Genomic DNA, 24,120 nt, shown 5'->3' with positions numbered 1-24,120 from the left:
TGGGATCCCCCTTAGGCACACCCCGGATGGCCGGCCGGCGACGCGGAACGATCCTTCTTCGTGAATGCGGGAGAGCAGGTGCGCGGCGACCCGCCCGGCGGCGTCAATTCCGGCGCCCCTCGAAACTCCTGCTGCGCCGTGGAGGGTGATGATCGCCCGCGTAGGATGATCCGCACACCGCCGATAGGTCCTCCACCGGCGGAAAGCTCGGCCGCTCACCTCCGGCCCACCGCTCCACGGCAGGCCCGAGACTCTCACACGACAGGCATGTTCGGGAGCATCCGATGGGCATTTGCGTGAAACGGGAATGGTTGCATGAGACACCGGGTGGCTCCGCCGAGGTGAAGCCATCCTCCGAACTCCCGCAACGACCGGCTGTCCACAGCGAGGTTCCGGGTCAGCCGAAGGAACGGGACGCTTCGGTCGGGGACAAACAACGGGAACCAGCATTCGGGACCGGCATTGGAGACCGATAGCATGGCTTTCACCTTGCGCAGCCCGGCCTTCGCAAATGGCCAGACAATTCCGCCACGGCACACGGCGGACGGCGACAACGTCTCGCCGCCGCTGGAATGGTCGGATGCCCCTGCCGGCACCCGCAGCTATGCCCTGATCGTCGAAGATCCCGACGCGCCGGGCGAGGCGGGCGAGATCTTCCAGCACTGGGCGGTCTACAACATCGCCGCCGAGCGCGACCGTCTGCCCGAAGGCACCACCCAGGGTGCCAAGACCGAAAGCCTGGGGCACGGGATCAACGATTATGGCCACGCGCATTACGATGGCCCCAATCCTCCCCGCGGGCACGCCGCGCACCATTACCGTTTTCGCCTGATGGCGTTGGATGTGGGGGCGCTCGGCCTCGGGCCCAAGGCGACGGTCGGTGAGGTGCGCAGGGAGGCCGGCAAGCACCTGCTGGGCGAAGCCGAACTGGTCGGCACCTACGCGTGTCCTGAGGGGAGACAACCATGACCGAAGACGAAGACCATCTCTGTCGCAAAGCCGTCAGCGGCAGCAAGAGCCGGCCGAACGACCGGGACGGCGGCGATCACATCCGGCAGGCGCAGGAATGGAACGGCGGATCGAAGGGCCGCAAGGGGTCGATCACGCCCAAGGACAGGCGGAACCCGAACACCAGCGTCAAGAGCTGATCGTCTGCCGTTCGCCCGGCCCTTCCGATGGATGTGATGTTCCGGAGGCTCTTAACCAAGCCTTCAGAGATGGCAGCGATGTTTGGCGGCTTCCTGCGACGGCCGACAACCTGACACTGTGACCGCGTTCAAGAGACCATCCCCGACATTGCTGCTTATCCTCATCCTCGTGGCAAGCCTCGGGGTCATAGGCACCGGAACCGCCCGCTTCCTCCGCATCGACCGGGAGGAGACGATCAAACATTACGAGCGGATCACCAGCGACACCACACGCCTGCTGGAGGAGCACGCGCGGCGCACCATCCACAGCGCCGACCTGATCCTTCTGCAGGCATTGAGGATGATCCGCGAACGCGGCGGTGTCGATGCGATCGGGTCGGATCTCGATTGGGCTGACTTCGGCGAACTGGCGCAGCATCTGCCCGAACAGGGTGTCCTGTGGATCTACGACGCCGACGGCCGGGCACGGCTTGGAACGTCGGTGTTTCCGACGCCGCCCCTGACAGTGGCGGAGCGCGACTATTTCCAGGCCGTCAGGACACGGGGGGAGCCGTTCCACATCGGCCCGACCATCCGCGGCAAGACGACCGGCAAAGTGTTCTTCACCGTGAACCGCCCCATCCTTGACGAACAAGGACGCTTTCTCGGCATGGTCCAGGCGGCGATCGACACCGCCTATTTCACGAAGCTGTACGACCTGCTCGACGGCAGCCTGGATCCCTTGACCGGAATCTACCGGCTGGAGGGCGGCATCGTCGTGCGCCGTCCGGGGATGGAGACGCATCTCGGCGCGGATGTGTCCAGGGGACCGGTGTTCCAGAGCCTGCTCGCCCACGCGCCGGCGGGGAATTACGAATCGGTGTCACCGCTCGACGGGACGGTGCGGATCGCGGCCTATCGCCGGATCGCCGATTTGCCGCTGGTGGCGATCGCCGGCGTCAGCAAGACGGCCGCCCTCGCCGAATGGCGGGCCCGCACCGCCCGGGCGATCTGGCTCAACCTGGGGGCGCTCGGCGTGCTGATCGTGCTGGGCGTGCTGACCTGGTCGTCCCTGAGACGGCAGGAGCGGAGCCGCGCCTTGGCCGAAGCCGCCCTTCTCACCGCACAGGCCAGCGAGCGGCGCGCCTGCCTGGCCGGCCGGCAGGCGGAGCAGGCCCAACAACGGCTGTACGAGGCAATCGAATGCCTGCCGGACGGCTTCGCCCTGTTCGATGCCGAGGACCGGCTCGTCCTGTGCAACAGCCGATACCGTACCTTCTACGCGCTCTCCGGCCACGCCGTCGACGTCGGCATCCGCTTCGAGGACATCCTGCGGCGGGGCGCGGAGCGTGGCCTGTACGCGGATGCCATCGGGCGGATCGACGCCTGGGTAGCGGAGCACGTGGCGCAGCACCGCGCGGCCGACCGGGTGCATGAGCAGCGGCTGTGGGATGGCCGCTGGCTGCGCATCGACGAGCGGGTGACGGCGGACGGGGGACGTGTCGGCGTGCGCGTCGACATCAGCGAGGCCAAGCGCCGCGAGGCGGAACTTGCCGATCTGGTGCGGCGCAATGCCCTGCTGGCCGCCGCGCTGGAGGCAACGCCGAACGGCATCGCCATCACCGACGCGACGACCGACGCTCCGCTTGTCCTCTATGTGAACCGGGCGTTCGAGGACATGACCGGCTACATGGCGGCGGAAATCGTTGGCCGGACCATTCGTATCCTCTACGGCAGCGAAACGGACGCGGAGGTCGCAGCCTCCCTGCATGACGCCAAGCTCCGCGGCGGGATCGTGACGGCGGAGATGATCAATTACCGCAAGGACGGCACTCCGTTCTGGAACATGGTTCGCCTCGCGCCCGTGCTCGACCCCGGCGGGTCGACGCTGGCGCATGTCGCCGTGCTCTGGGACACCACCGAGGCGCACCGCCACGAGGCCGAGGAGCTTCAGCGCCAGAAGATGGAGGCGCTCGGCCAGCTTGCTGGCGGTATCGCCCACGAGATCAACAACCTCCTGCAACCGGTCATCACCCTGTCTAACCTGAACCTCGGTGCTCCTGACATGCCGGCGCCGGTGCGGGAGGATTTCGCCGACATCCTCAGCGCCGGGCGGCAGTGCCGGGACGTGGTCGGCGCCGTGCTGGCCTTCGCGCGCAAGGAGGGGGCGGCCACGCAGCCCCTCGTGCTCGGCGATGCGGTGTGCCGGGCTCTGAACTTCGCCCGCGGCGTACTGCCTCCGGCGGTGGTCATCGACAGCCGGATCGGCGACCACGAGGCGATTACGATGATCAGCGCCACCGAGTTGACCCAGGTGCTGATGAATCTGTTGACCAACGCCGCCGACGCCATGGACAGGTCTGGAACGGTCACCGTCACGCTCGACCGGCTGCCCGCCGCCGCCGGCCTTCGATTGACGATCGGCGACGAAGGCTGCGGCATGGACGAGCGGGTGCGCCAGCGGCTGTTCGAGCCGTTCTTCACGACCAAGCCCCAGGGGAAGGGGACCGGGCTCGGTCTCGCGGTCGTGCACGGCATCGTGCGCGGGTGGCGGGGAACCATTTCAGTGACCAGCGCGCTGGGTCGGGGAACCTCGTTCGAGATCACGCTTCCCGTGGCCGAATCCCCCACAATCGAACACCCGGCGACTGAATCCCCCTCAGCATGACGGAGGCGCACGCAATGGCCCGCATTCTTCTGGTCGATGACATGCCCCTGATCCGCAAGACGGTCGGCCGGCTGCTCCGGGAGCATGGCCACGAAGTCGTCGTTGCGGCGGATGGCGAGGAGGCGCTGGCCGCATTGGGCGACGCCCGGCCGGACCGGGCCGGGTTCGACGCTGCTCTGTTGGACATCTGGATGCCGCGCGTCGGCGGTCTGGAGTTGATGCGGACGCTCAAGGAGCGGTGTCCGGACCTTCCCGTCATCATCATGTCCGGCGGTGGGCCGCGAGCCCCGCTGGAATATTCCCTGGCGGTGGCCGAGACCGAAGGGGCAGCCGCCGTGCTGGTCAAGCCGTTTGAGGACCAGCAGCTCCTAGACGTCCTCGCCGTCGCCCTCGGTTCCTGAGCCGTCCGCTCCGGCCGACAGCAAGCGGCCGAGCAGATCGCGCAATCCCGTCGCCAGCCCCTCCTGCGCCTCCGACGGCATGGCGGCGATGGCGGTTTCGACCACGAGCAGGGGATCCTGGGTGAGCAGTGTCCGGCCTGCCTCGGTCAGCGACACGATCCGCGCCCGCTTGTCGTCCGGCGAGACCACCACGGCGAGCAGCCCCCGCCGCACCAGCGTTCCGATGGTGCGGGACGCCGTACCGGGGTTGGTCCCCTGGTACCTGGCCAGCCCCACGACGTTGCGTGCGCGCTCGCCGGCCTTGCCGAAATAGCGCAGCGCCGACCATTGGGCCGCCTGCATGTCCGTTGTCCAGCACAGATCATGGACGGCGCGCGCCGTCTGCTCGACGAGGCTGGCGATTCCATGGAGGCGCGTGGCGCGGTGCGGTGCGGCGGCCGTCCCGGATGGGGCGGGCTCCGAAACCGGGGCCGGGCGGTCCGGCGGCGTGGCGGGGAGGAATTTGTTTGTCACTGACAAAGATCTTCCCTTCGCATAGGCGCATCGGTATAATTGTCTCTAACAAGCATATGGCTGGCCCGCGACCTCGGCAGGGCTGCCCGTATCACCCCAGGACCGGAGATTGCCAACCGCATCATGGTTCCCGAACCGTTCGCCCATACTGGCCATGGTGGATTGTGCATTGCCACATACGATGCCATGGACGCAATGGATCCTATTGCCGCGTGGTTTTGTGCGCTGGCCGGAGAACTCGGGTGTTTCCAAAAAATGACCCCGGCAAGAATTCGACAGTTAAAGATCGCAATTAAATAGAAATTTGGCGGGACTGTAAAATTATATCAGTTAAAAAAAAGAACCCTCCAGATTTTTTGAGCAAAGAAATAGTTCATTAAGAATATATCGCAATAATCAAAATATAAATTCCGAATAATCTGAAAGATGAAGATGAGATGACCGCCGTTTCTCTGAATTTATCTATCCGCGGAAAGCTGTGGGGGCTTGTCGTGGCTGCGAGTGTCGCGTGTCTGGCGATCGCGGGGGCCGGCCTGTACCTGAATCACGAGCGCATGCACCAGGACCGGGTGGCCACACTGAAGTCGCTGGTCGACATCGGGTACAGCATCGCCGAACGATACGAGGCCGATGCCGCGGCCGGAAGGATCACGCGGGAAGAAGCGCAGGCGCGCTTCAAGGAGGCGTTGCTGTCGCTCAGGTACCAGGGCAACGGCTATCTCTTCGCCTACACCTATGACAACTACGGCTTTGCGCATCCCAACGCCAAGGTGATGGGCAAGGACGCATCGGGTCTGAAGGACGCCAAGGGCGTGCCGATCCTGCCCGCCATGGTGAGGATCGCCAGGCAGGGGGAGGGTACGTATCTCTATCCCTGGTTCGTCAACAACAGCGGGACCGACGAGACCGAAGAGAAGCTGTCCTATGTCCGGGGCTTCGAGCCCTGGAAGATCTTCATCAGCACCGGAATCACCATCGACGATCTGCAGGCCGCCACGATGGGGCAGCTCTGGAAGCTGCTTGGGATCGCGGCCCTCCTGGGGCTGCCGGCCATCGCGCTGATCGCGCTGGTCGGCCGGAACGTCAGCGCCGACATCGCACGGCTGAGCCGGAGCATGCACGCTCTGGCCGGGGGCGATCTGGCGGTCGCCCTGCCGGAAGCCGACCGGCAGGACGAGATCGGCGCCATGGCCAAAGCGGTCCAGGTGTTCAAGGAGAACGCCGCGGGCAAGGCCCGTCTGGAAGCGGAGCAGGCCGAATACGCGCACCGTGCTGATCTGGAAAAGCGTCAGGCAATGCTGACTCTGGCTGCCGACTTCGAGGGGCGCGTGAAGGGCATCGTCGACACGGTGGCGGCGGCGGCGACCGAGATGCAGGGCTCCGCGCGCTCCCTCTCGCATGTGGCGGAAGACAGCGTCCACCAGATCACGGCGGTGGCGGCGGCGTCCGAGCAGGCCTCCACCAACGTCCAGACCATCGCCGTCGCGGCGGAGGAACTGTCGGCGTCCATCACGGAGATCGGGCGTCAGGTCGACACCTCCACCCGCATCGCCGGACAGGCGGTAACGGAAGCGCAGCGGACCGGCGATGCGATCCGCGGTCTGGTGGAGGCCGCCCACGAGATCGGTCAGGTGGTCGAGCTGATCAACAGCATCGCCGGCCAGACCAATCTGCTGGCGCTGAACGCCACCATCGAGGCGGCGCGGGCGGGGGAAGCCGGAAAAGGCTTCGCCGTCGTCGCCAGCGAGGTAAAGGCTCTGGCGACGCAGACGGCGCGCGCCACCGAAGGCATCCAGAGCAAGGTCGTTGAAATCCAGGCGGCGACCACCGGCGCGCAGGACGCGATAGGGGCGATCGGCAAGACCATCGGCCAGATGAGCGAGATCGCCACCGTCATCGCCTCCTCCATCGAGGAGCAGAACGCGGCGACGCAGAACATCGCCGGCAACATCACGCAGGCGGCGCGGGGAACGGAGGTCGTCTCTACCAACATCGTCGGCGTGAACCGGGTGGCCACCGACACCGGCAGTGCGGCGATCCAGGTGCTGGGCGCATCGCAGGGGCTGGCGCTCGAAGCGGAACGCCTGCGGGAAGAGGTGGCGGGCTTCATCGCCACCATCCGGGTCGCCTGACGACCGCTTGAAGACAGCGGGGGGCGGCAGCGGGCCGGCGGATGCCGACGGGCTCGGGCCGTCCCCCCTTGAGCACACCATACGAACCAATGGGAAGATGACGATGAGACGTATTGTGATGCTCGGGCTCGGCATGGCGCTGTACGCCCTGGCCTGCTCGACCGGTTCGGCGGCCGACGGGATTACCGGGGCCGAGCATTGGGTAGAGAATGCCGGCGTTCGGATTTATGTCTGGGAGAAATACGCCGACAAGCCGGCCGGCAAGAAGGTCGTGGTCCTGGCCCATGGTTCTGCCACGGCCGGCCGGGAAAGCTTCGACCTGCAGGTTCCGGGCAAGCCTTCCTACAGCCTGATGGACCGGCTGGCCCGGGAGGGTTTCGACGTCTTCGCGCTCGACACCCGCGGGTTCGGACGCTCGACGCACCCGGACACGCACATGACCACGGCGCAGGCGAAGGACGATCTGAAAGCGACGATCGATTACGTCCTGAAGCTGCGGGGCGTGTCGAAGGTCGACCTGCTCGCCTGGTCCTGGGGAACGCAATATGGCGGGATGTATGTGATGGACCATCCCGGCACGGTCGAGAAATACATCAGCTACGCCCAGATGCACGCGAACAGCCCGGACGTCGCCCGGCGCCGCGCCCGGATCGACTCCTTCCGGGCAACTCCCTACATCACCATTCCAGAGGCCGGCTGGAAGCCGCGCTTCACCTCGATGGCGCCGGCGGAAGTCAACGAATCCGACGTCGTCGATGCCTTCGCCAAAGCCGCGGCGAAGGTGGAGGTGAAGACCGCGACCGGGCCGCAACTGGACCTCGCCACGATTCTGCCGATGGTCAACGCCCGGCTGGTGTCCGTGCCGACGATGCTCATTCATGGCCAGTACGACGATGTGGCGGACACCGACGGTCTGCTGCCCTTCTTCGCGCAGCTGCCAAACCCGCGGAAGGCCTACGTCGTCGTTCCGGACGCCGGTCACATGATGCACCTGCAAAAGGGACACCGCCTGTTCCAGCAGGAGGTGGTCGGCTTCCTCAAGGACGCTGCGCCCTGATCGGCTCCCGGTCACCGGTCGGACCGTGACCTAGAGCGGATTCCGATCATTCTGGTTCGTAGCCGGCGGCTGTGAAGAAGGCTCGGCTATCGCTTGGCGTCACGTTGTCGATGGCATTGCGGATGGCCTCCCACAGTTCGGGGAGCGTCCTTGCGGCGGCTTTCCTGAGGTGGGTCTTGATCTTGGAGAAGGCCATTTCGATGGGGTTGAAGTCCGGGCTATAGGGTGGCAGGAGCTTCAGAACGGCGCCTGTCTGCTCGATGGCCGTCCGCACGGCCGGAAGCTTGTGGGCGGGCAAGTTGTCCATCACGACGATGTCTCCGTAGCTCAGCGTCGGCCCCAGAACCCTTTCGACATAAGCAAGGAAGGCCGCGCCGCCCATGGCGCCGTCGAGCGTCATCGGAGCGGTGATGCCCGATAGCCGGAGCGCGCCGACGAAGGTCGTCGTCTTCCAGTGCCCATGGGGAACCGCAGCGCGGCAGCGTTCTCCTCGTGACGCGCGACCGTACATCCGCGCCATTTTGGTGGAGGTTCCGCATTCATCGATGAATACCAGCCGCTCCGGGTCCAGGTCCGGCTGGGCGTCGAACCAAGCCTGACGGTCGGCGGCTATGTCCGCTCGATCCTGTTCGGCAGCGTGCGCCGTCTTTTTTTCCGCGTCACACTGTGACGCTGGAAGAACCGGCACACGACGCTGGGCAGTGGCCGAAACCCCACCGCATTGTCCAGACGCTCGGCCACTTCCGCCAAGGTCAGGTCAGGCTTTTCTTCGATCCAGCCCAGGATGAGGTCCCGGTGCTCGTCGATCCGATGCGAGCGGACATTGCTACCGCGCTTGTCCGGCGTCAGGTCACCGCGTGTTCGCGCACGGGCAACCCAGCGGATTGCCGAGGAAACCCCAACCTCGAAGCGTGCTGCCGCCGCCCGGCAGGACGCTCCAGCCGCTACCGCCTCCACCACGCGCCGACGAAGATCAACCGACAGTGCTTTCGCCATCCGGACCGGCCTCCTTCAACCAGTCCGAAGTTTGAAACATAAATGCCAGCTCGCGGGAATCCCTCGATTCAGATGCCGATCAATCGGCTCTAGTCTATCCCCGAGCATGCAACCTTGTTCGCCAGGACGCACCCGGCGCGCGGAAATCGGGCTGTTGCCGGGTGCGCTCTGCCAAGATGCGCGGGCGGCGAGTGTGCGACCGGAAGACCGGTTGCACACTCGCCGCCTTTTTCCCATCGTACTGTTTTCCTGTGCCGTCCTCCTGTCGGGCGCCAGCATTGCGGCGACCGACGACGGAGCCGCACCCGGTAGCTTTGCGATCCGACCGGTCGAAGCAAAGTTGATCCTCCGCAATGACCACACCCGCATCTTTGCACGATATCAGCGCACGGAGATCGAACGTTACCTGAAACAGGCGGACGCCCTGCCCAACCCCGGATCGTAAGGAAAGGCCAAGCAGTTTCTGGCTTTCGCCCGCACCCTGCTGGATCTTCGCGCCACGCCGGATGTCCGTGTCATCGAGTGGCAGGAGGGCTTGAGCACCGAAGGACCAATCAGAAACCGCCATGTGTTTGCACAAAGGCGACCTGATCGAGGCAATCTTACCCCATCATCGTCGCAGCCGGTTGGTTCGGTAAAGGCCGAATCCCGCCCCCGCAACCACCGACACTTGGCGCCCCGGTTCGAATGAGCCGGGGCGTTCGTGCGTTTGGGTTTCGCGCATCTAGGGTCTGTTGACATTCGAGGAGCGAAAGGGGATTCCCCCGGCTTCTGAAATCTGATTCAAGGCTGCCAAAGAGGAGGTGGCCTTGGATCGGACGGTTCTGCGGGATGATCAGTGGGAGCGGATAGCGCCGCTTCGTCCCGGCAAAGTCGGCGATCCCGGCCGCTCGGCGGCGAACAATCGCCTGTTTCTGGAAGCGGTCCTGTGGATTGTCCGCGTTGGATCTCCATGGCGGGACTTGCCCGAAACGTTCGGTCACTGGAGCTCGGTGTTCCAGCGCTTTCGCCGATGGGCCAAGGCTGGTGTCTTCGACGAGGTCTTCGCCGCCTTATCGAGCGACGCGGACTTCGAGTACGCAATCATCGATGGAACGATTGTCCGGGTGCATCAGCACGGCACCGGCGCAAGGGGGGACTCAGGCTCAGGCCATCGGTCGCTCTCGCGGCGGGCTGACGACCAAGATCCTGGCCGTGGTCGATGCGCTGGGCAACCTTGGGCGCTTCATCCTGCTACCGGGCCAGCGGCATGACAGCGTCGGCGTCGCGCCGGTCTTGAAGGGCATCGAGTTCTCCGCCTTGCTGGCTGACAAAGCCTTCGACAGCAACGCTATCCGAGCTTTGGTCGCCGAGCGTGGCGCGGTCGCCGTCATTCCTTCCAAGGCCGACCGCTCCACTCCGATACCCCACGACGCCGAGATGTACAAATGGCGCCATCTGGTCGAAAACTTCTTCTGTAAGATCAAAGCCTTCCGGCGCATCGCCACCCGCTACGACAAAACCGACACCAGTTTCGCGGCGACCATCCACCTCGTAGCGACCGTCTTGGCAACCCGATGAATGTCAACAGACCCTAGTGTCGCAATCCGACCTGTCCGTGCCGAACCTTTGCCAGGCGTTTCCCGGAACTGCCGCCCCCCGGGATGGACGCTGCCACCATGGCGATTTGCGCACCAAAGCGGTTCGGATGCGAAAGGGCCTAAATTTCAGCGGGGTGTGTTCGTCGTCTTTCAAGAATCCGGAAGGAGGCGGCGGTCGGCTGATGTCGGTCGGCATCCGGCTGGAGCCCCGCCACGCCATCGACCGGCACGACCGGCACAGGCAGGAGCAGGACCGGCCCATGCGTCCGGCAGCCGTGGCGGCGTTTTTGGGATTCTCAAAACAGGGGACGACAATTCCATGACTCAGTTCAGCCTCTCCGAAAAGCCCCTGGATCTTGCCGGGATCGGGTTCGGGCCTTCCAACATCGGGCTGGCGATCGCCCTCGAAGAACAGGCGGAGCGTTCCGGGCGGGCGCTGGACACGGCCTATTTCGACCGGCAGGACTCCTACAGCTGGCATGGCGGCACGCTGGTCCAGCAGAGCGACCTGCAGATCTCCTTCCTCAAGGATCTGGTGACCCTGCGCAATCCGCAGAGCCCCTACAGCTTCGTGAACTATCTGCACCGCAAGGAACGGCTGATCGATTTCATCAACATCGGCACTTTCTATCCCTGCCGGATGGAGTTCAACGACTATCTCTGCTGGGTGGCGTCCCACTTCTCCGATGCCTGCCGCTACGGCACGGAGGTGGTGCGCGTCGAACCGGTCGTCGACAGGTCCGGCGTCATCAGCATGCTGGATGTCGTCACCCGCGGCCCCGATGGTATCGAACGCGTGCGCCGGACCCGCTCGCTGGTGGTCGGCACCGGCGGAACGCCACGCATCCCGGCGCTGTTCGCCGGGCTGAAGGACGATCCCCGTGTGTTCCACCATGCCGACTATGTGCAGCGGATCGCCACCCAGCCCTGCGTCGCCGGAACGCCGATGCGGATCGCCCTGGTCGGTGGCGGGCAGAGTGCCGCTGAGGCCTTCATCGACCTCAACGACAGCTTCCCGTCGGTGCGGGCCGACATGATCCTGCGCTCGGCGGTCCTGCGTCCGGCCGACGACACGCCTTTCGTCAACGAGATCTTCGCGCCGGCCTACACCGATGTGATGTTCAACCTGCCGGAGGACGAACGGGCGCAGTTGATCCGCGACTACCACAACACCAACTATTCGGTGGTCGATGCCGAGCTGATCGACCGCATCTATGGCATCCTCTATCGCCAGAAGGTGTCCGGCGTGCAGCGCCACGGCTTCCTGTGCCGGCGGCAGATCGAAGCGGTCGCGTCCGACGAGGCCGGCATCGCGCTCACCCTGCGCGACCTGTCCAACGGTGTCCTGGAGGAAATCCGCTATGACGCGGTGGTCCTGGCGACTGGGTACGAGCGCAACTCCCACCGTCGGCTGCTGGAGCCGCTGGGCGACCTGACGGGCGACCTGCGGGTCGACCGCGACTATCGCGTCAGTACCGACCCCAAGCTGACGGCACCGGTCTTCATCCAGGGCTTCTGCGAGGAGACCCATGGGCTGAGCGACACGTTGCTGTCGGTCCTGCCGGTCCGGGCGGCGGAGATCGCCGCCGCCCTCTATCGCGATCTGGCGCCGGCCGACGGCCGGTCCCGGCGTCAGTCGGGGCCGACCGGGCTGGTTGCCGGCGCGTTGAACCGCTGATGGGCGCGACGATGCGGGGCGGACGCGCCGGGCTGTGGCTGTTGTGCATCCTGTCCGCCGTCTGCGCGGCCGGGTCGGCAGCCGCCGCGGCGGACGATGCCGCGGCGAAGTCCTCCGATCCGGCTGTCCATGCCTCCGCACGGGGCTCGGTGCTTGAGGTGGCGACGCTGGTGACCTACCGGCGGGATGCGATCGAGGCCGGGCTCGGATCGCACGCCGGCTTCATCGGCCGGCCGCGCTGCGACGTCACCCTGTCGCGGGTGACCTATGCCACCATCGGGGTGCATGGCGAACCGGCGACCGCCTCGGCCATGCTGCTGTTGCCCGGCGGTCCGGATTGCGGCGAGCCGCATGAATTGCTGGGCTGGGCACAGGGCACCCAGACGCGGCGGGATGCCAGTCAGGCCGACGATACGCTGGCGGCGGGCGACAGCCCGCTGCTGACCTTCTACGCCGCCCGCGGCGTCGCGGTCGCCGCCACCGACTATCTTGGGCTCGGCCGCTCGGACTATCCGTTCCATCCCTATCTGCATGCGGAGAGCGAGGCATCCGCCATCGTCGATGCACTGCGCGCCGCGCGTAGCGTGGCGGGGGAGGCGCGGATCCCGTTGTCCGGGAAGGTGCTGCTGGCCGGCTATTCCCAGGGCGGGCATGCGTCGATGGCGGCCCAGCGCACCATCGAGCGCGACCATGCCGGCGAGTTCCACCTTGCCGGAACGGCACCGATGTCCGGTCCCTATGCGCTGGAGCAAACCTTCATCGACGGCTGGTCGGCGACTGGGCCGGCGGGGCCGAACGGTCTGGCGACGGCGCTGTTCGCCTATGCCGTGGTGGCGATGCAGCGCGTCTACGGCAACATCTATGCCTCGCCCGCCGACGTGTTCCGGTCGCCCTTCGACGCCACGGTCGAGGGAGTCATGCCGGGCCGCCTCGACATCTTCGATGTGCTCCGGCAGGGAGTGCTGCCGCCGGGACCGGAGATCGCGCGGCTTCGCCAGGACGGCTTCACACGGTCCTTCGACGATCCGCAGGCTCCGTTCCGCCGCGCCCTCGCCGGCAACGACCTGCTGGACTGGACACCGCGCGCGCCGATGGTCCTGTGCGGAGCCGGGCGGGATGCCGTGGTGCCCTTCGCCAACACCCTCACCGCCAAGCGGCTCTTCACCGGCCGCGGGGCGGCTGTCGAGGTTCTGGACATGGATGACCGCATCCCGGCCGAGCTGGATGGAGTGTCGGTCCACACCAGCGCCGCCGTTTATCTGTGCTTCGGGGCGACCCGCGACCGGCTGCTTGCCCTCGCCCGATGACGGGACGGCGGCAGCGGGCGCCAAGAACTGGAATCCGCCACCATGACATCATCCCATACCCTGCCTTTACCCGACGGCCGCCGGCTGACCGCCGAGACCGGATCCGGCGGTCTGCGCCTGTCCATCAACGGCCGTCCGCTGCTGTCGGCCACCTGCGAGCCGATCGAGGGCGGCTTCGTCCTTGCGCCCGACCCCGTCGGCGAAGGTCCCGCTCCGCTTCCAGCGGATGCCGCCTGGGCGGCGGCCTGCTGGCTGTTCACCGGCGACCCGGCCTGCCGCCGTCTTGTCTGGCGTGGCATCGAGCCCGACCCGGCATCGTTGCGATCCGGCCTGCTGCTCGCCGATGGCGGCGGCGGCACCGTCAGCCGGCGCGACGCCTTCTGGCAACTGCCCGGCCCCTGGCTGCGCGGTCCAGGCACGACCGGCTATCCGGCCATCGCGCGGGGGGATGGAGTGCATCTCCACCGGCCGCCGAAGCCGGCAGGGGAGTTGTACCGCCGGTTCGATCCGGCGCTCGGCCTCTGGATTTCGCTGCGCAGCCTCGACATCGACGCCGATCTGGAGCGCTTCAACCGTTGGCAGAACAACCCCCGGGTCCTTGCGTTCTGGCAGGAGGGCGGCGACTTCCTGCGACACCGCGCTTATCTGGAGGGGCTGGCGGAGGACCCGCATGTCCAGACGCTGATCGGCTGCTTCGACGATGAACCCTTCGCCTATTTCGAGGCCTATTGGGCGAAGGAGGACCGCATAGCCCCCTTCTGTGCGCCGGGCGACCATGACCGTGGCATCCACATGCTGGTGGGGGAGGAGCATCACCGCGGGCCGCACAAGGTCCGTTCGTGGCTTTCGGCGCTGGTGCACTGGATGTTCCTGGACGATGCCCGCACCGGCCGCGTGGTGTCGGAGCCGCGGGCCGACAACGCCCGCATGATCGGGCACATGCAGTCCCTGGGGTTCCTGCGCGAACGGGAGTTCGACTTCCCGCACAAGCGCGCGGCGCTGATGGTGCTCGACCGCCGTGACTTCTTCGACCGCTGCCCCGGCCTGTCGGAGCCGTCGACGACGCCCGCCGCGCACGAAAATTCGTACGTATGAAAGATTCTCCTTAATATTCGCCTACCCCCTTCGTCTTAGAGCCGGGAGACGGATTTCGCGAGACAGCGGAACCCGTCGGATAGAGCTTCAGTTGGGGGAACTGTGATGGAGAGTGAGGTTGGCGCGGCCGGATCGGCCTGTCGTCTGGCGACGGGCAGGCACGGGCGTTTGAAATCCTTCCTGCTGGCGACGACGATGGCCGGTCTGGCGCTGCTGGCGAACCAGCCGGCCGGTCTGGCGCAGCAGGCGACGAACGGCGGCCAGCCCGGCCAGGGCAGCGGGCAGGCCACCAGCGGAGAGGCCGCCACCGGCGCCGGCATTGTTCTCGACCCGATTTCCGTTCAGGGAGTTGTCGGTGGCACGGAGGGTTATGTCGCCACCCGCAGCGCCGTCGGCACCAAGGTCGAGACGCCGCTGGTCGAAATCCCCCAGACGATCTCCGTCGTGACCCGCAAGGAGCTGGACCAGCGCGCGGTGCAGGATTTCGCGGGTGCGGTCGCATACTCGCCCGGCATCGCCGTGGTCGATTATCCGGGCGGCCCCGGCGCCCCTGATTTCTCGATGCGCGGCTTCCGCGATTTCAACCTGTTCGGCATCTACCGCGACGGCCTGCGTGCCGGCTTCAACAACTACGACACCAATTTCGAGCCCTACGGGCTGGAGCGCGTGGACGTCGTGAAGGGCCCGTCGTCGGTCCTGTTCGGCCAGACCTCGCCCGGCGGCGTGGTGAATCTCACCACCAAGCGGCCGACCGACAAGCCGCTGCACGAGATCGAACTGCAAACCGGCAGCTATGACCGCCGTCAGGCCGCCTTCGATTTCGGCGGGCCGGTGGATGGCGACGGCAAGGTCCTGTACCGCCTGACCGGTCTCGGCCGCCTGTCCGACACCCAGGTCGACCATGCGCCCGACGACCGCTTCTACATTGCGCCGGCCGTGACCTTCAAGCCGACCGACAAGACCAAGATGACCCTGCTCGCCAGCTATCAGAAGCTGAAGATGAGCGGGGCGGAACAGAGCATTCCCCGCGATGCGATGGGCCAGATCGGCACCGATCTCTTCTTCGGCATTCCCGGCTATTCCGACTGGAAGGTGCAGAACACCACCGTCGGTTACGAGCTGGAGCATGAGATCAGCCCGAACTGGACCTTCCACCAGAATGCACGCTACATGCATTCGAAGGTCAACTTCGTCAGCGCCTTCAGCACCGCCTGGCCGGTGGAGCTGGTGAACGGGCGCGATTATCCGGTCGGGGTGCAGGACCGTCCGAAGACGACCGAGACCTACCTGCTCGACAGCAACGTCCAGGGCAAGGTGCAGACCGGCGCGGTGTCGCACACCATCCTGGCCGGCGTCGACTACGGCTATTACATCGGGCGGGAGACGCGGCGCAACTCGCTGAACGAGCTGGTGATCGACGTTCTCAACCCGAGCTATCCGGGGACCGATTTCCTTTATGGAAACCCCTGGGTGGACGGCAAGAGCAACCTGACCCAGATCGGCGCCTACCTCCAGGACCAGCTGCGCTACGACAACTGGATCCTGACCCTCAGCGGCCGTCAGGATTGGGTGGTCGACAAGGAGACGGACAACCTGTCCAGCAGCTCACAGACCGCGCGCGACCATCATTTCACCGGCCGTGTCGGCCTGGGCTATGTCTTCGACAATGGCATCGCGCCCTATGCCAGCTATGCGACCTCCTTCCAGCCGACCACCGGCACCTACGCGCCGCAGCGCGGCGGCGGCACCTTCAAGCCGACGACCGGCACCCAGTACGAGGTCGGCGTGAAGTACCAGCCGAACGGCTGGAACAGCTTCATCTCGGCCTCGCTCTACCACATCACCCAGCAGAACGTGGTTACCAACGACCCGGTCTACAGCGGCTTCGCGGTGCAGGACGGCGAGATCCGCAGCCGCGGCATCGAGCTGGAAGGCAAGATGGAGCTGACGGAGGAGCTCAGCCTGATCGCCTCCTACGCCTTCGTCGATGCCGAGATCACCAAGGACAATCCGGCCGTCGGTTCCAGCGCCAGCTCGGTCGGTCTGCGTCCGAAGGGGATTCCGCGCCACATGGCCTCGGCCTGGGGCGACTACACCTTCAAGTCCGGTCCGCTCACCGGCCTCGGCTTCGGGGTGGGCGCGCGCTATGTCGGCTCGTCCAAGAATGCCGGCAACACCGAGACCATCCCGGATTACACGCTGGCCGACGCCGCCGTCCGCTACGACCTGGGTGCCCTGCGGTCCGAATTGCAGGGGGCCAGCGTGGCGCTCAACGTCAGCAACCTGACCGACAAGAAGTATTACTCGGCGGGCTTCTACGACAACACGGTGCTGTACGGCAACCGCCGCCAGGTCCTGGCGACGCTGAAGTACAGCTGGTAAGGCGGGACCGTTGCCTCCGATGCCCGAGATGACCGGCGCCGTCGACCGGCGCCGGTTCCTCCATGCCGCCGCCGCGCTGCCGCTCGGTCTTCTGGCCGGCGGTGCACGGTCGGCGGAGTTGAGAGCGGACGGCGGGGTCTGCGCGCTCGATTGGACGAGTGCGCAGGCCCTGTTGTCGTTGGGCATCGTCCCGCATGGCGTGCCGGAGATCGACCGCTACCGCCGCTCCGTGATCGAGCCGGCGGTGCCGGACAGCGTTCCGGACATCGGCGCCCGGGCGGAGCCGAACCTGGAACTGCTCGACCGGCTGGCGCCGGCACGCTTCGTCACCGATGGCATGCTGTCGGCGGTGCGCGGCCGGCTGGAGCGGATCGCGCCGCTGACCCTCTACCAGTCCTTCGACACGGGATCGGGGGAGGGTGGGGAGCGGAACGGTCAGCTCGCCTTCGCCATTGCCTCCCTGCGCCGGTTGGCCGGCGAACTGGGTGTATCGGAGGCGGCGGAGCTTGCGGTCGCGCGGTTCGAGCGGGCGCTGGACGAGGCGCGGGCGCGCCTGTCCGGCGTGCCCTTGCGTCCTCTCTATGTTCTCAGCGTCCTCGACGGACGCCGCGTTCTCATCCACGGGCGCAACAGCCTGTATCAGGATCTCCTCGACCGGCTGGGAATCGAGAACGCCTGGACCGGTCCCAGCGGCCCCTACGGTCACGCCACCGTGACCATGGACCGGCTGACCGGCCGTCCCGATGCCGAACTGGTCAACGTCGGCAGCGAAGGCCAGCGGGCGCTGGAGGCGCTGGCCGACCTGCCGCTGTTCGCCGGGCTGCCCTTCCTGCGCGAAGGCCGGGTCACCATCCTGCCGCCCATCCTGTTCTATGGCGGCGTCCCGACGGCCGAGCGGTTCGTCCGCCTGCTCGGCGAAAGGCTTGCCTAACGCCATGGCTGACACCGCGATCCCGACCCCTCCCTGCCGGTTCGGTCCCGCCTGGCCGGTGACCGGCCTGTTCCTGCTGGCCGGGCTGGCATCCTTTCTGGTGCTCGGCCGGCAACTGCCGCCGGATCTGTGGTGGAGGGCGCTGGTCGATCCCGATCCGGTGCGCCTCGACCAGCTTGCCGCCCACTATGTCCTGTTCCCGCGCTTCGCGGTCGCCCTGATGGTCGGGGCGGCGCTAGGGCTTGCCGGCACCATCCTGCAGCAGGTTCTGCGCAACCCGCTGGCCGAACCCGCCACTCTCGGCATTTCCGCCGGCGCGCACCTGTCACTCGCCGTCGCTACCCTGTGGCTGCCGGAGGCGCTGGCGCTGGGCCGGGAATGGGTCGCGCTGACCGGTGCCGGACTGTCGGCGGCGGCGCTGCTGGCGCTGTCCTGGCGCAAGGGGCTGTCGCCGGTCACCGTCGTGCTGGCCGGCCTCGTCCTCAGCCTCTATGCCGGATCGGTCAGCGGCGTGATGGTGCTGTTCAACCACGACCTGCTGATCGGCCTCTTCCTGTGGGGCGCCGGCTTCCTCGACCAGCAGGATTGGGGCATGGCCGCCTTCCTGGCGCCCCGGCTGGCGGTGCTGGCCGTCGCCGCGGCGCTGGTCCTGCGCCCGTTGGTCCTGCTCGGCCTGGGTGAGGGCGGGGCGCGCAGCCTGGGGCTGTCGGTTGTGGGCGCCCGTCTGGCCGGATTGCTGATCGCGGTGATGCTGGCCGCCCTCACGGTCGCCGCCGTCGGCGTGGTCAGCTTCGTCGGGCTGGCCGCCCCGACCATCGTCGGCATGGCCGGCGCCCGCCGGCTGGGGCAGCGGATGCTGTGGGCGCCGCTCTGCGGTGCCGCCCTGCTGTGGGCGACCGACGCCCTGGTGCTGATGGCGCCGGTCACTTACCGCGAATTGCCGACCGGCGCCGTCACCGCGGTCCTGGGCGTGCCGATGCTGCTGTGGCTTCTGCCGCGGCTGCGGACCTCCGCGCCGCCGGTCATGTCCGCCGCCGCCCAGCCGCCGCGCGCCTCCCGGCCCGCCCTGGTGCTTGCCAGCGCTGCCCTGCTGCTGCCCCTGGCCCTGTGGATGGCGGTCGCCTTGGGTCCCGGTCCGGATGGCTGGGGCTGGAGTTCCGGTGGCGATCTCGCCGCGCTGGCACCTTGGCGGCTGCCGCGGGCGCTGGCGGCGCTATCCGGCGGGGCCATGCTTGCGGTCGCGGGCGCCATGCTGCAGCGGATGACCGGCAATCCGCTGGCGGCACCGGAAATCCTCGGCGTCTCTTCCGGCGCGATCCTCGGCGTGATCGTGCTGATGTTCTCGGCGGATGCGCCGGAGCGTGGCGCGCAGATCGCGGCCGGCGGGGCGGGGGCGGTCGCGGTGCTGGCGGCGATGCTGGCGCTCGGCCGCAAGGACGGCTTCTCGCCCGACCGGTTGCTGCTGGCCGGAATCGCCACCAGTTCCATCTCCGGCGTCGTCGTCGCCGTCCTGATGGCAGGGCAGGATCCGCGCCTGCAAACGCTCGTCACCTGGTTGTCCGGTTCGACCTACATGGTGGGGTGGACCGACGGGCTGGTGGCGGTTCTGCTGGCGCTGCTTGCCATCGGCGCCATTCCCTTCGTCGCCCGCTGGCTCGATCTGCTGCCGCTCGGCGGCGGGGTGGCCGCCGCGCTGGGGGTCAGCCCGTCGCTCAGCCGGATCGCGCTGTTCAGCCTGTCGGCCCTGCTGACCGCGGCGGCCACGCTGATTGTCGGCCCGCTGAGCTTCGTCGGTCTGATGGGACCGCATCTGGCCCGCATGCTCGGCCTGCAGCGGGCGGCGGTCCATCTCGCCGGTTCCGCCATGCTCGGCGGCCTGATCATGCTGATGGCCGACTGGCTCGGCCGCAGCGTGATCTTTCCCTATCAGGTGCCGGCCGGGCTGCTCGCCTCGGTGATCGGCGGACCCTTCCTTCTCTGGCTGCTGGGACGGCGCTGATGCCCCGCTTCTCCTGCGATACCGCGATCCCTCACGACCGCCCCTCTGCTGCCGCGGACCGGCTGGTCGTCGCCGCCGAGCCCTATGGCCTGTCCTTCGTCCGCGAGGGCGAAACCCTGGTGGCGAGCGGCGCGTTCGGGCGGCTGGCTCTGACCGTCGGGGCCGACGCCCTGCATCTGCGGGCGGAGGCGGACGACCGTGGCCTTCTGGAGCGGCTGCGCGCGTCCGTCGGCGAACAGCTGGTCGGTCTGCTGGGGGAGGATGTCGCCATCGTCTGGACCGGCGATGTGGAGACCGGACCGCTCTTCGCCGACTTCCGCGAGATCCGTGTCGCCGCCGTCCGGGACCTGACGCCGCGCCTGCGCCGCGTCACCTTCCGTGGCAGTGACCTTGGCCGCTTCGCCACGGCGGACAACCTGCACGTCCGGCTCTACCTGCCGCCGGCCGGATTGGAGACGCCGTCCTGGCCGCGCCCCGGCCCCGACGGACGGCCGCTCTGGCCCGAGCCGGACCGGCGTCCGGCGGTCCGCTACTACACCCTGCGGCGCATCGATGCCGCTGCCGGCGAACTGGACATCGATTTCGTTCTTCATGCGGACGATACGCAGTCCGATGGCGGGCACCCCGGCGGTGCTCCCAATGGCGCTCCCAATGGCGCTCCGGGTGCCGACTTCGCCCGGCGGGCCCGGCCCGGCGACCTCTGCGGCATGTCCGGTCCCTGCGGGCTCGGTATTCGTCCGGCGTCCTGGTACCTGCTGGCCGGCGACGAGACGGCGCTTCCCGCCATCGCCCGCATCCTGGAGGAGCTGCCGGCCGACGCCCGCGGCATCGCCCTGATCGAGGTGGAGGATGCGGCGGACGAACTGCCGCTACAGGCGCCCGCCGGTGTTTCCGTCCATTGGCTGCACCGCCGGAATGCCGGGATTGCGGGGCCGCTGGTCGAGGCGGTGCGCGCCCTGACATTGCCGTCCGACCCGGCCGCGCCGTTCGCCTGGGTGGCCTGCGAGTTCGACGATCTCGCACTCCTGCGCGACCATCTGCGTGGACGCGGCATCGACCGCGACCGCCTGCTGACCGTCGCCTACTGGCGGCGCACCCCGCCGGCCGCCTCATCAGACCGCAGGACTTCCGCATGACGTCTTCGACAGCGTCCCCGACAGCGCCCCCATCTGCGCCCCCGACAGTGCCGATGTTCCGTCTCGAAGGGGTGAGCTTCGCCTTGCCCGGCCGCCTGCTGCTCGACCTGCCGTCCTGCGACCTGCTTCCCCGCCGGGTGACCGCACTGATCGGCCACAACGGCTCCGGCAAATCGACCCTGCTGAAGATCCTCGCCCGCCAGCAACGACCCAGCGGGGGGCGGGTGCTGTTCGACGGCCAGCCGCTGGATCGCTGGAAACAGCGAGCGCTCGCTCGCCGGATCGGTTACCTGCCGCAGCACATGCCGCCGGCCTCCGGGCTGCTGGTGCGGGAGCTGGTGGCGCTCGGCCGCTATCCCTGGCATGGCGCCCTTGGCGCCTTCCGGGCGGAGGATGCCCGCAAGGTGGAGGAGGCGCTGGTGCTGACCGACACCGCGCGGTTCGCGGACCGTCTGGTGGACAGCCTGTCGGGCGGCGAGCGGCAGCGGGTTTGGCTGGCCATGCTGATCGCGCAGGATGCCGGGTGCCTGCTGCTGGACGAGCCGATCTCGGCGCTCGACGTCGCCCATCAGGTCGAGGTGCTGGCGCTGGTCCGCCGGCTGTCGCGGGAGCGCGGCATCGGGGTGATCGCGGTGCTGCACGACGTGAACATGGCCGCACGGTTCTGCGACGACATCGTCGCTCTGCACGGCGGGCGGCTGATCGACCGCGGCACGCCGGCCGAGATCATGACCTCTGCCCGGCTGGGCGCCATCTATGGGCTGCCGATGGCGGTGATCCCCCATCCGGAGTCCGGGGAGCCCGTCGGGCTGGTCCGTTGACCGCCGCAGCACCCCTTGCATCGGCTGTTGCGAGGGGGTGTTGCGAAAGAATCGCAGAATCCTCCTAACGATTCGCCGCGCTGCTTCGTCCATTAGGGCAGGAGGGCGCCGGGCACGGACCGCATGAGCGGCCGCACCGGAATGCCGCCCCACTCCCGACAGTGAACGAGGACAGCGATGGCGTTCGACCGCGAGGACATCACCTTCAAGGTGCTGGTCAACCACGAGGAGCAATATTCCATCTGGCCGGACTACAAGGCGGTTCCGGCCGGCTGGCGCGAGGCGGGCAAGAGCGGTCCCAAGGCCGATTGCCTCGCCTACGTCGAGCAGGTGTGGACCGACATGCGGCCGCTCAGCCTGCGCCGCCAGATGGACGAAGCCGCCGCGCGATGACATCCGCGACCGCCCCCGTCCCCGGTCGCGTTGCACCACCGGCGATGCGGCTGTTCTGCCTTCCCTATTCCGGGGCCAGCGCGATGATCTATGCGCGCTGGAAACGCCTCGTGCCGTCCTGGCTGGAAGTGGTGCCGGTCGAATTGCCGGGCCGCGGCCGGCGGATGGACGAACCCCCCAGGACCGACCTGACGGCGCTGGCCGCCGAACTGGCGGACGAGCTTGCTCCACAGGCGCAGGGCCCCTTCGCCCTGTTCGGACACAGCCTGGGCGGTCTCCTCGCCTTCGAACTGGCGCATGCCCTGCGCGGGCGGGGGCGGGGGGAACCGCGGGTGCTGTTCGCGTCGGCCGCCGCCGCTCCCAGCCGGCGCGAGGACGGGCGTTGGGCCGAGCCGCTGGACGATGACGGGCTGGTCGCTGAGATGCGCCGCCTCAGCGGCACGGCCGAGGAGGTGCTCGGCAACCGCGACCTGCTGGAGATGGCCCTTCCGGTCCTGCGCGCCGACTTCCTGCTGTGCGGCCGCTACGCCTACCGTCCCCGGCCGCCGCTGTACTGCCCGATCCGGGTGTTCGGCGGCACGCAGGACGACATCGCCGCCGACCGGTTGCAGGCGTGGTCAGTGGAGACGCGCGGGGGCTTCACCCTGGAGATGTTCGACGGCGACCATTTCTTCCTGCGCGCCCACGAGCGTCCGCTCCTCGACCGGCTGGCGGGATGCCTCGGCCGGCCTGCGGACGGCCCCGGCGGCATCGCCGCGACCGCCTGAATTGATGAGGGTCCCATGGCCGAGCCTAGTTTCACGATCGAAGACTTTCCCCATGCGCGTGGCGGCCTGCCGCTGCTGGTGCGGGCGCGCGATCCGCAGGTGGATCTGCTCGACGCCTTCGCCGCCGTGGAGCCGCTGGTGCGCGACTGGCTGCCGCGCTGTGCCGGCATCCTCTTCCGCGGCTTCGCGCTGGGTCCGGCCGCAGAGTCCGCAGCGAATTCCGCAGCGAACCCGGTCGAGCGCTTCCGCGCCTTCGCCGCCGCCTTCGGCCATCCGCTGCTGAGCTACGAGTTCGGCTCGACCCCGCGGACCAACGTGACGTCGGGCGTCTACACCTCCACCGAATATCCGGCCGACCAGCACATTCCCCTGCACAACGAGCAGGCCTACACCCGCGACTGGCCGATGCGCATCTGGTTCTGTTGCGTCCAGGCGGCGCCGGTCGGCGGCGAGACGCCGATCGCCGACAGCCGGGCGATCTACCGCCGGATTCCCGCCGACATCCGCGAGCGGTTCGAACGGCGCGGCCTGATGTATGTCCGCAACTACGGCAACGGGCTGGACGTGCCGTGGCAGAAGGTCTTCAACACGGAGGACCGCGCGGCGGTGGAGGCCTATTGCCGCGACCACCGCATCCTCTGCGACTGGAAGGAGGATGGCGAACTGCGCACACGCCAGATCTGTCAGGCGACCGCCCGCCATCCGGTGACCAGGGAACCGGTGTGGTTCAACCAGGCCCATCTCTTCCACGTCTCCAACCTTCCGGAGGAGGCGCGGTCGGCGCTGCTCGACATCCTCGACGAGGAGGATTTGCCGCGCAATGTCTACCACGCCGACGGCGGTCCCATCGATCCGGCCGACCTTGCCGCCATCCGCGCGGTCCTGGCCGACGAGACGGTGCTGTTCCCGTGGGAGACCGGGGACGTGATGATGCTCGACAACATGCTGGCCGCCCATGCCCGCACGCCCTTCAGCGGGCCGCGCAAGGTCGTGGTCGCCATGGCCGAACCCCATTCCGCCGATTAACGGCATCGCCGGCGGGACCGGGACCGGCGTTCCGGGACCGTTGCTCCGCGACCGACGTTCCGCCCGGCCCGCAATCGCAGCCATCGACCGTTCCGCCCCATGGCTTGGCCG

At 67.7% G+C, this 24,120-nt stretch carries 20 protein-coding genes and 1 pseudogene; 19 read left to right on the top strand and 2 right to left on the bottom strand.

Annotated features, from left to right (window positions below; genetic code table 11):
* Positions 1–477 precede the first annotated feature (477 nt).
* The 4 genes from ABNQ39_RS17325 (at position 478) to ABNQ39_RS17310 (ending at position 4,196) form a co-directional block, all read left to right on the top strand.
* A complete protein-coding gene (locus ABNQ39_RS17325) occupies positions 478–969 on the top strand; it encodes a YbhB/YbcL family Raf kinase inhibitor-like protein (RefSeq protein WP_376962072.1) in 492 nt (163 codons plus the stop codon).
* Positions 966–1,148, top strand: coding sequence for a hypothetical protein (locus ABNQ39_RS17320; RefSeq protein ID WP_376962070.1), 183 nt, complete (start codon positions 966–968; stop codon positions 1,146–1,148). Before ABNQ39_RS17325 ends, ABNQ39_RS17320 begins: the two co-directional genes overlap by 4 nt.
* 118 nt (positions 1,149–1,266) lie before the next feature.
* A complete protein-coding gene (locus ABNQ39_RS17315) occupies positions 1,267–3,795 on the top strand; it encodes an ATP-binding protein (protein WP_376962068.1) in 2,529 nt (842 codons plus the stop codon).
* Positions 3,796–3,809: 14 nt separating this feature from the next.
* Positions 3,810–4,196 carry a response regulator gene (locus tag ABNQ39_RS17310; RefSeq protein WP_376962066.1) on the top strand — a complete coding sequence of 129 codons (387 nt, stop codon included), beginning with the start codon at positions 3,810–3,812 and terminating at the stop codon, positions 4,194–4,196.
* Here ABNQ39_RS17310 and ABNQ39_RS17305 read toward each other — a convergent pair.
* On the bottom strand, positions 4,164–4,709 hold the full coding sequence (locus tag ABNQ39_RS17305; RefSeq protein ID WP_376962064.1) for a MarR family winged helix-turn-helix transcriptional regulator: 546 nt from the start codon (positions 4,707–4,709) through the stop codon (positions 4,164–4,166). The genes ABNQ39_RS17310 and ABNQ39_RS17305 overlap by 33 nt on opposite strands.
* A gap of 491 nt (positions 4,710–5,200) precedes the next feature.
* On the opposite strand from ABNQ39_RS17305, the gene ABNQ39_RS17300 reads away from it, so the two are divergent.
* Positions 5,201–6,841: a methyl-accepting chemotaxis protein gene (locus ABNQ39_RS17300; protein WP_376962062.1), complete on the top strand. Its 1,641-nt coding sequence runs from the start codon at positions 5,201–5,203 to the stop codon at positions 6,839–6,841.
* 103 nt (positions 6,842–6,944) lie between these two features.
* Entirely contained in the window at positions 6,945–7,898 is a 954-nt protein-coding gene (locus tag ABNQ39_RS17295) for an alpha/beta fold hydrolase (RefSeq protein WP_376962060.1), read from the top strand.
* Between the two features lie 46 nt (positions 7,899–7,944).
* On the opposite strand, the gene ABNQ39_RS17290 is transcribed toward ABNQ39_RS17295, so the two are convergent.
* Positions 7,945–8,894, bottom strand: a protein-coding gene (locus ABNQ39_RS17290; protein ID WP_376962058.1) for an IS630 family transposase whose coding sequence is annotated in 2 segments (ribosomal slippage) — positions 7,945–8,555 and positions 8,555–8,894 — 951 coding nt in all. Because the reading frame shifts where the segments join, the coding sequence is not laid out codon by codon here.
* A gap of 154 nt (positions 8,895–9,048) precedes the next feature.
* Here ABNQ39_RS17290 and ABNQ39_RS17285 point away from each other — a divergent pair.
* From ABNQ39_RS17285 to ABNQ39_RS17225, 13 genes and pseudogenes are all read left to right on the top strand, one after another.
* A complete protein-coding gene (locus tag ABNQ39_RS17285; RefSeq protein WP_376962056.1) occupies positions 9,049–9,339 on the top strand; it encodes a hypothetical protein in 291 nt (96 codons plus the stop codon).
* A 358-nt stretch (positions 9,340–9,697) separates the two neighbouring features.
* A pseudogene (locus ABNQ39_RS17280) lies at positions 9,698–10,385 on the top strand (IS5 family transposase); the annotation flags it as partial.
* Positions 10,386–10,793: 408 nt separating this feature from the next.
* A complete protein-coding gene (locus ABNQ39_RS17275) occupies positions 10,794–12,152 on the top strand; it encodes a lysine N(6)-hydroxylase/L-ornithine N(5)-oxygenase family protein (protein ID WP_376962054.1) in 1,359 nt (452 codons plus the stop codon).
* On the top strand, positions 12,152–13,459 hold the full coding sequence (locus ABNQ39_RS17270; protein WP_376962052.1) for a lipase family protein: 1,308 nt from the start codon (positions 12,152–12,154) through the stop codon (positions 13,457–13,459). The genes ABNQ39_RS17275 and ABNQ39_RS17270 overlap by 1 nt, the downstream gene beginning before the upstream one ends.
* Positions 13,460–13,501: 42 nt before the next feature.
* The gene (locus tag ABNQ39_RS17265) at positions 13,502–14,554 is read left to right on the top strand and encodes a GNAT family N-acetyltransferase (RefSeq protein WP_376962050.1); all 1,053 of its coding nucleotides are present in this window, start codon (positions 13,502–13,504) and stop codon (positions 14,552–14,554) included.
* Positions 14,555–14,659: 105 nt separating this feature from the next.
* Positions 14,660–16,936 carry a TonB-dependent siderophore receptor gene (locus ABNQ39_RS17260; protein ID WP_376962048.1) on the top strand — a complete coding sequence of 759 codons (2,277 nt, stop codon included), beginning with the start codon at positions 14,660–14,662 and terminating at the stop codon, positions 16,934–16,936.
* A 19-nt stretch (positions 16,937–16,955) separates the two neighbouring features.
* Entirely contained in the window at positions 16,956–17,867 is a 912-nt protein-coding gene (locus ABNQ39_RS17255; RefSeq protein WP_376962046.1) for an ABC transporter substrate-binding protein, read from the top strand.
* Positions 17,868–17,871: 4 nt separating this feature from the next.
* The gene (fhuB, locus tag ABNQ39_RS17250; protein WP_376962044.1) at positions 17,872–19,866 is read left to right on the top strand and encodes a Fe(3+)-hydroxamate ABC transporter permease FhuB; all 1,995 of its coding nucleotides are present in this window, start codon (positions 17,872–17,874) and stop codon (positions 19,864–19,866) included.
* Positions 19,866–21,002, top strand: coding sequence for an SIP domain-containing protein (locus tag ABNQ39_RS17245; protein ID WP_376962042.1), 1,137 nt, complete (start codon positions 19,866–19,868; stop codon positions 21,000–21,002). Before fhuB ends, ABNQ39_RS17245 begins: the two co-directional genes overlap by 1 nt.
* A gap of 53 nt (positions 21,003–21,055) precedes the next feature.
* A complete protein-coding gene (locus ABNQ39_RS17240) occupies positions 21,056–21,823 on the top strand; it encodes an ATP-binding cassette domain-containing protein (RefSeq protein WP_376962040.1) in 768 nt (255 codons plus the stop codon).
* A 177-nt stretch (positions 21,824–22,000) separates the two neighbouring features.
* The gene (locus tag ABNQ39_RS17235) at positions 22,001–22,216 is read left to right on the top strand and encodes an MbtH family protein (RefSeq protein WP_098735105.1); all 216 of its coding nucleotides are present in this window, start codon (positions 22,001–22,003) and stop codon (positions 22,214–22,216) included.
* Positions 22,213–22,983, top strand: coding sequence for a thioesterase II family protein (locus ABNQ39_RS17230; protein WP_376962038.1), 771 nt, complete (start codon positions 22,213–22,215; stop codon positions 22,981–22,983). Before ABNQ39_RS17235 ends, ABNQ39_RS17230 begins: the two co-directional genes overlap by 4 nt.
* Before the next feature lie 15 nt (positions 22,984–22,998).
* Positions 22,999–24,009, top strand: a complete 1,011-nt coding sequence (locus tag ABNQ39_RS17225; protein WP_376962036.1) for a TauD/TfdA family dioxygenase — start codon at positions 22,999–23,001, stop codon at positions 24,007–24,009.
* The last annotated feature ends 111 nt before the right edge of the window (positions 24,010–24,120 follow it).

The organism is Azospirillum sp. A26 (assembly GCF_042604635.1).
Taxonomy (GTDB): Bacteria; Pseudomonadota; Alphaproteobacteria; order Azospirillales; family Azospirillaceae; genus Azospirillum; species Azospirillum palustre.
This window is presented reverse-complemented; position numbering and strand designations above follow the sequence as displayed.

Bases quoted from the DNA above. Each gene is read 5' to 3' on its own strand.
- ABNQ39_RS17270 (WP_376962052.1), top strand. From the start codon at position 12,152: ATGGGCGCGACGATGCGGGGCGGACGCGCCGGGCTGTGGCTGTTGTGC.
- ABNQ39_RS17230 (WP_376962038.1), top strand. From the start codon at position 22,213: ATGACATCCGCGACCGCCCCCGTCCCCGGTCGCGTTGCACCACCGGCG.
- ABNQ39_RS17310 (WP_376962066.1), top strand. From the start codon at position 3,810: ATGGCCCGCATTCTTCTGGTCGATGACATGCCCCTGATCCGCAAGACG.
- ABNQ39_RS17255 (WP_376962046.1), top strand. From the start codon at position 16,956: ATGCCCGAGATGACCGGCGCCGTCGACCGGCGCCGGTTCCTCCATGCC.
- fhuB (WP_376962044.1), top strand. From the start codon at position 17,872: ATGGCTGACACCGCGATCCCGACCCCTCCCTGCCGGTTCGGTCCCGCC.
- ABNQ39_RS17275 (WP_376962054.1), top strand. From the start codon at position 10,794: ATGACTCAGTTCAGCCTCTCCGAAAAGCCCCTGGATCTTGCCGGGATC.
- ABNQ39_RS17325 (WP_376962072.1), top strand. From the start codon at position 478: ATGGCTTTCACCTTGCGCAGCCCGGCCTTCGCAAATGGCCAGACAATT.
- ABNQ39_RS17265 (WP_376962050.1), top strand. From the start codon at position 13,502: ATGACATCATCCCATACCCTGCCTTTACCCGACGGCCGCCGGCTGACC.
- ABNQ39_RS17235 (WP_098735105.1), top strand. From the start codon at position 22,001: ATGGCGTTCGACCGCGAGGACATCACCTTCAAGGTGCTGGTCAACCAC.
- ABNQ39_RS17225 (WP_376962036.1), top strand. From the start codon at position 22,999: ATGGCCGAGCCTAGTTTCACGATCGAAGACTTTCCCCATGCGCGTGGC.
- ABNQ39_RS17320 (WP_376962070.1), top strand. From the start codon at position 966: ATGACCGAAGACGAAGACCATCTCTGTCGCAAAGCCGTCAGCGGCAGC.
- ABNQ39_RS17295 (WP_376962060.1), top strand. From the start codon at position 6,945: ATGAGACGTATTGTGATGCTCGGGCTCGGCATGGCGCTGTACGCCCTG.
- ABNQ39_RS17240 (WP_376962040.1), top strand. From the start codon at position 21,056: ATGTTCCGTCTCGAAGGGGTGAGCTTCGCCTTGCCCGGCCGCCTGCTG.
- ABNQ39_RS17260 (WP_376962048.1), top strand. From the start codon at position 14,660: ATGGAGAGTGAGGTTGGCGCGGCCGGATCGGCCTGTCGTCTGGCGACG.
- ABNQ39_RS17245 (WP_376962042.1), top strand. From the start codon at position 19,866: ATGCCCCGCTTCTCCTGCGATACCGCGATCCCTCACGACCGCCCCTCT.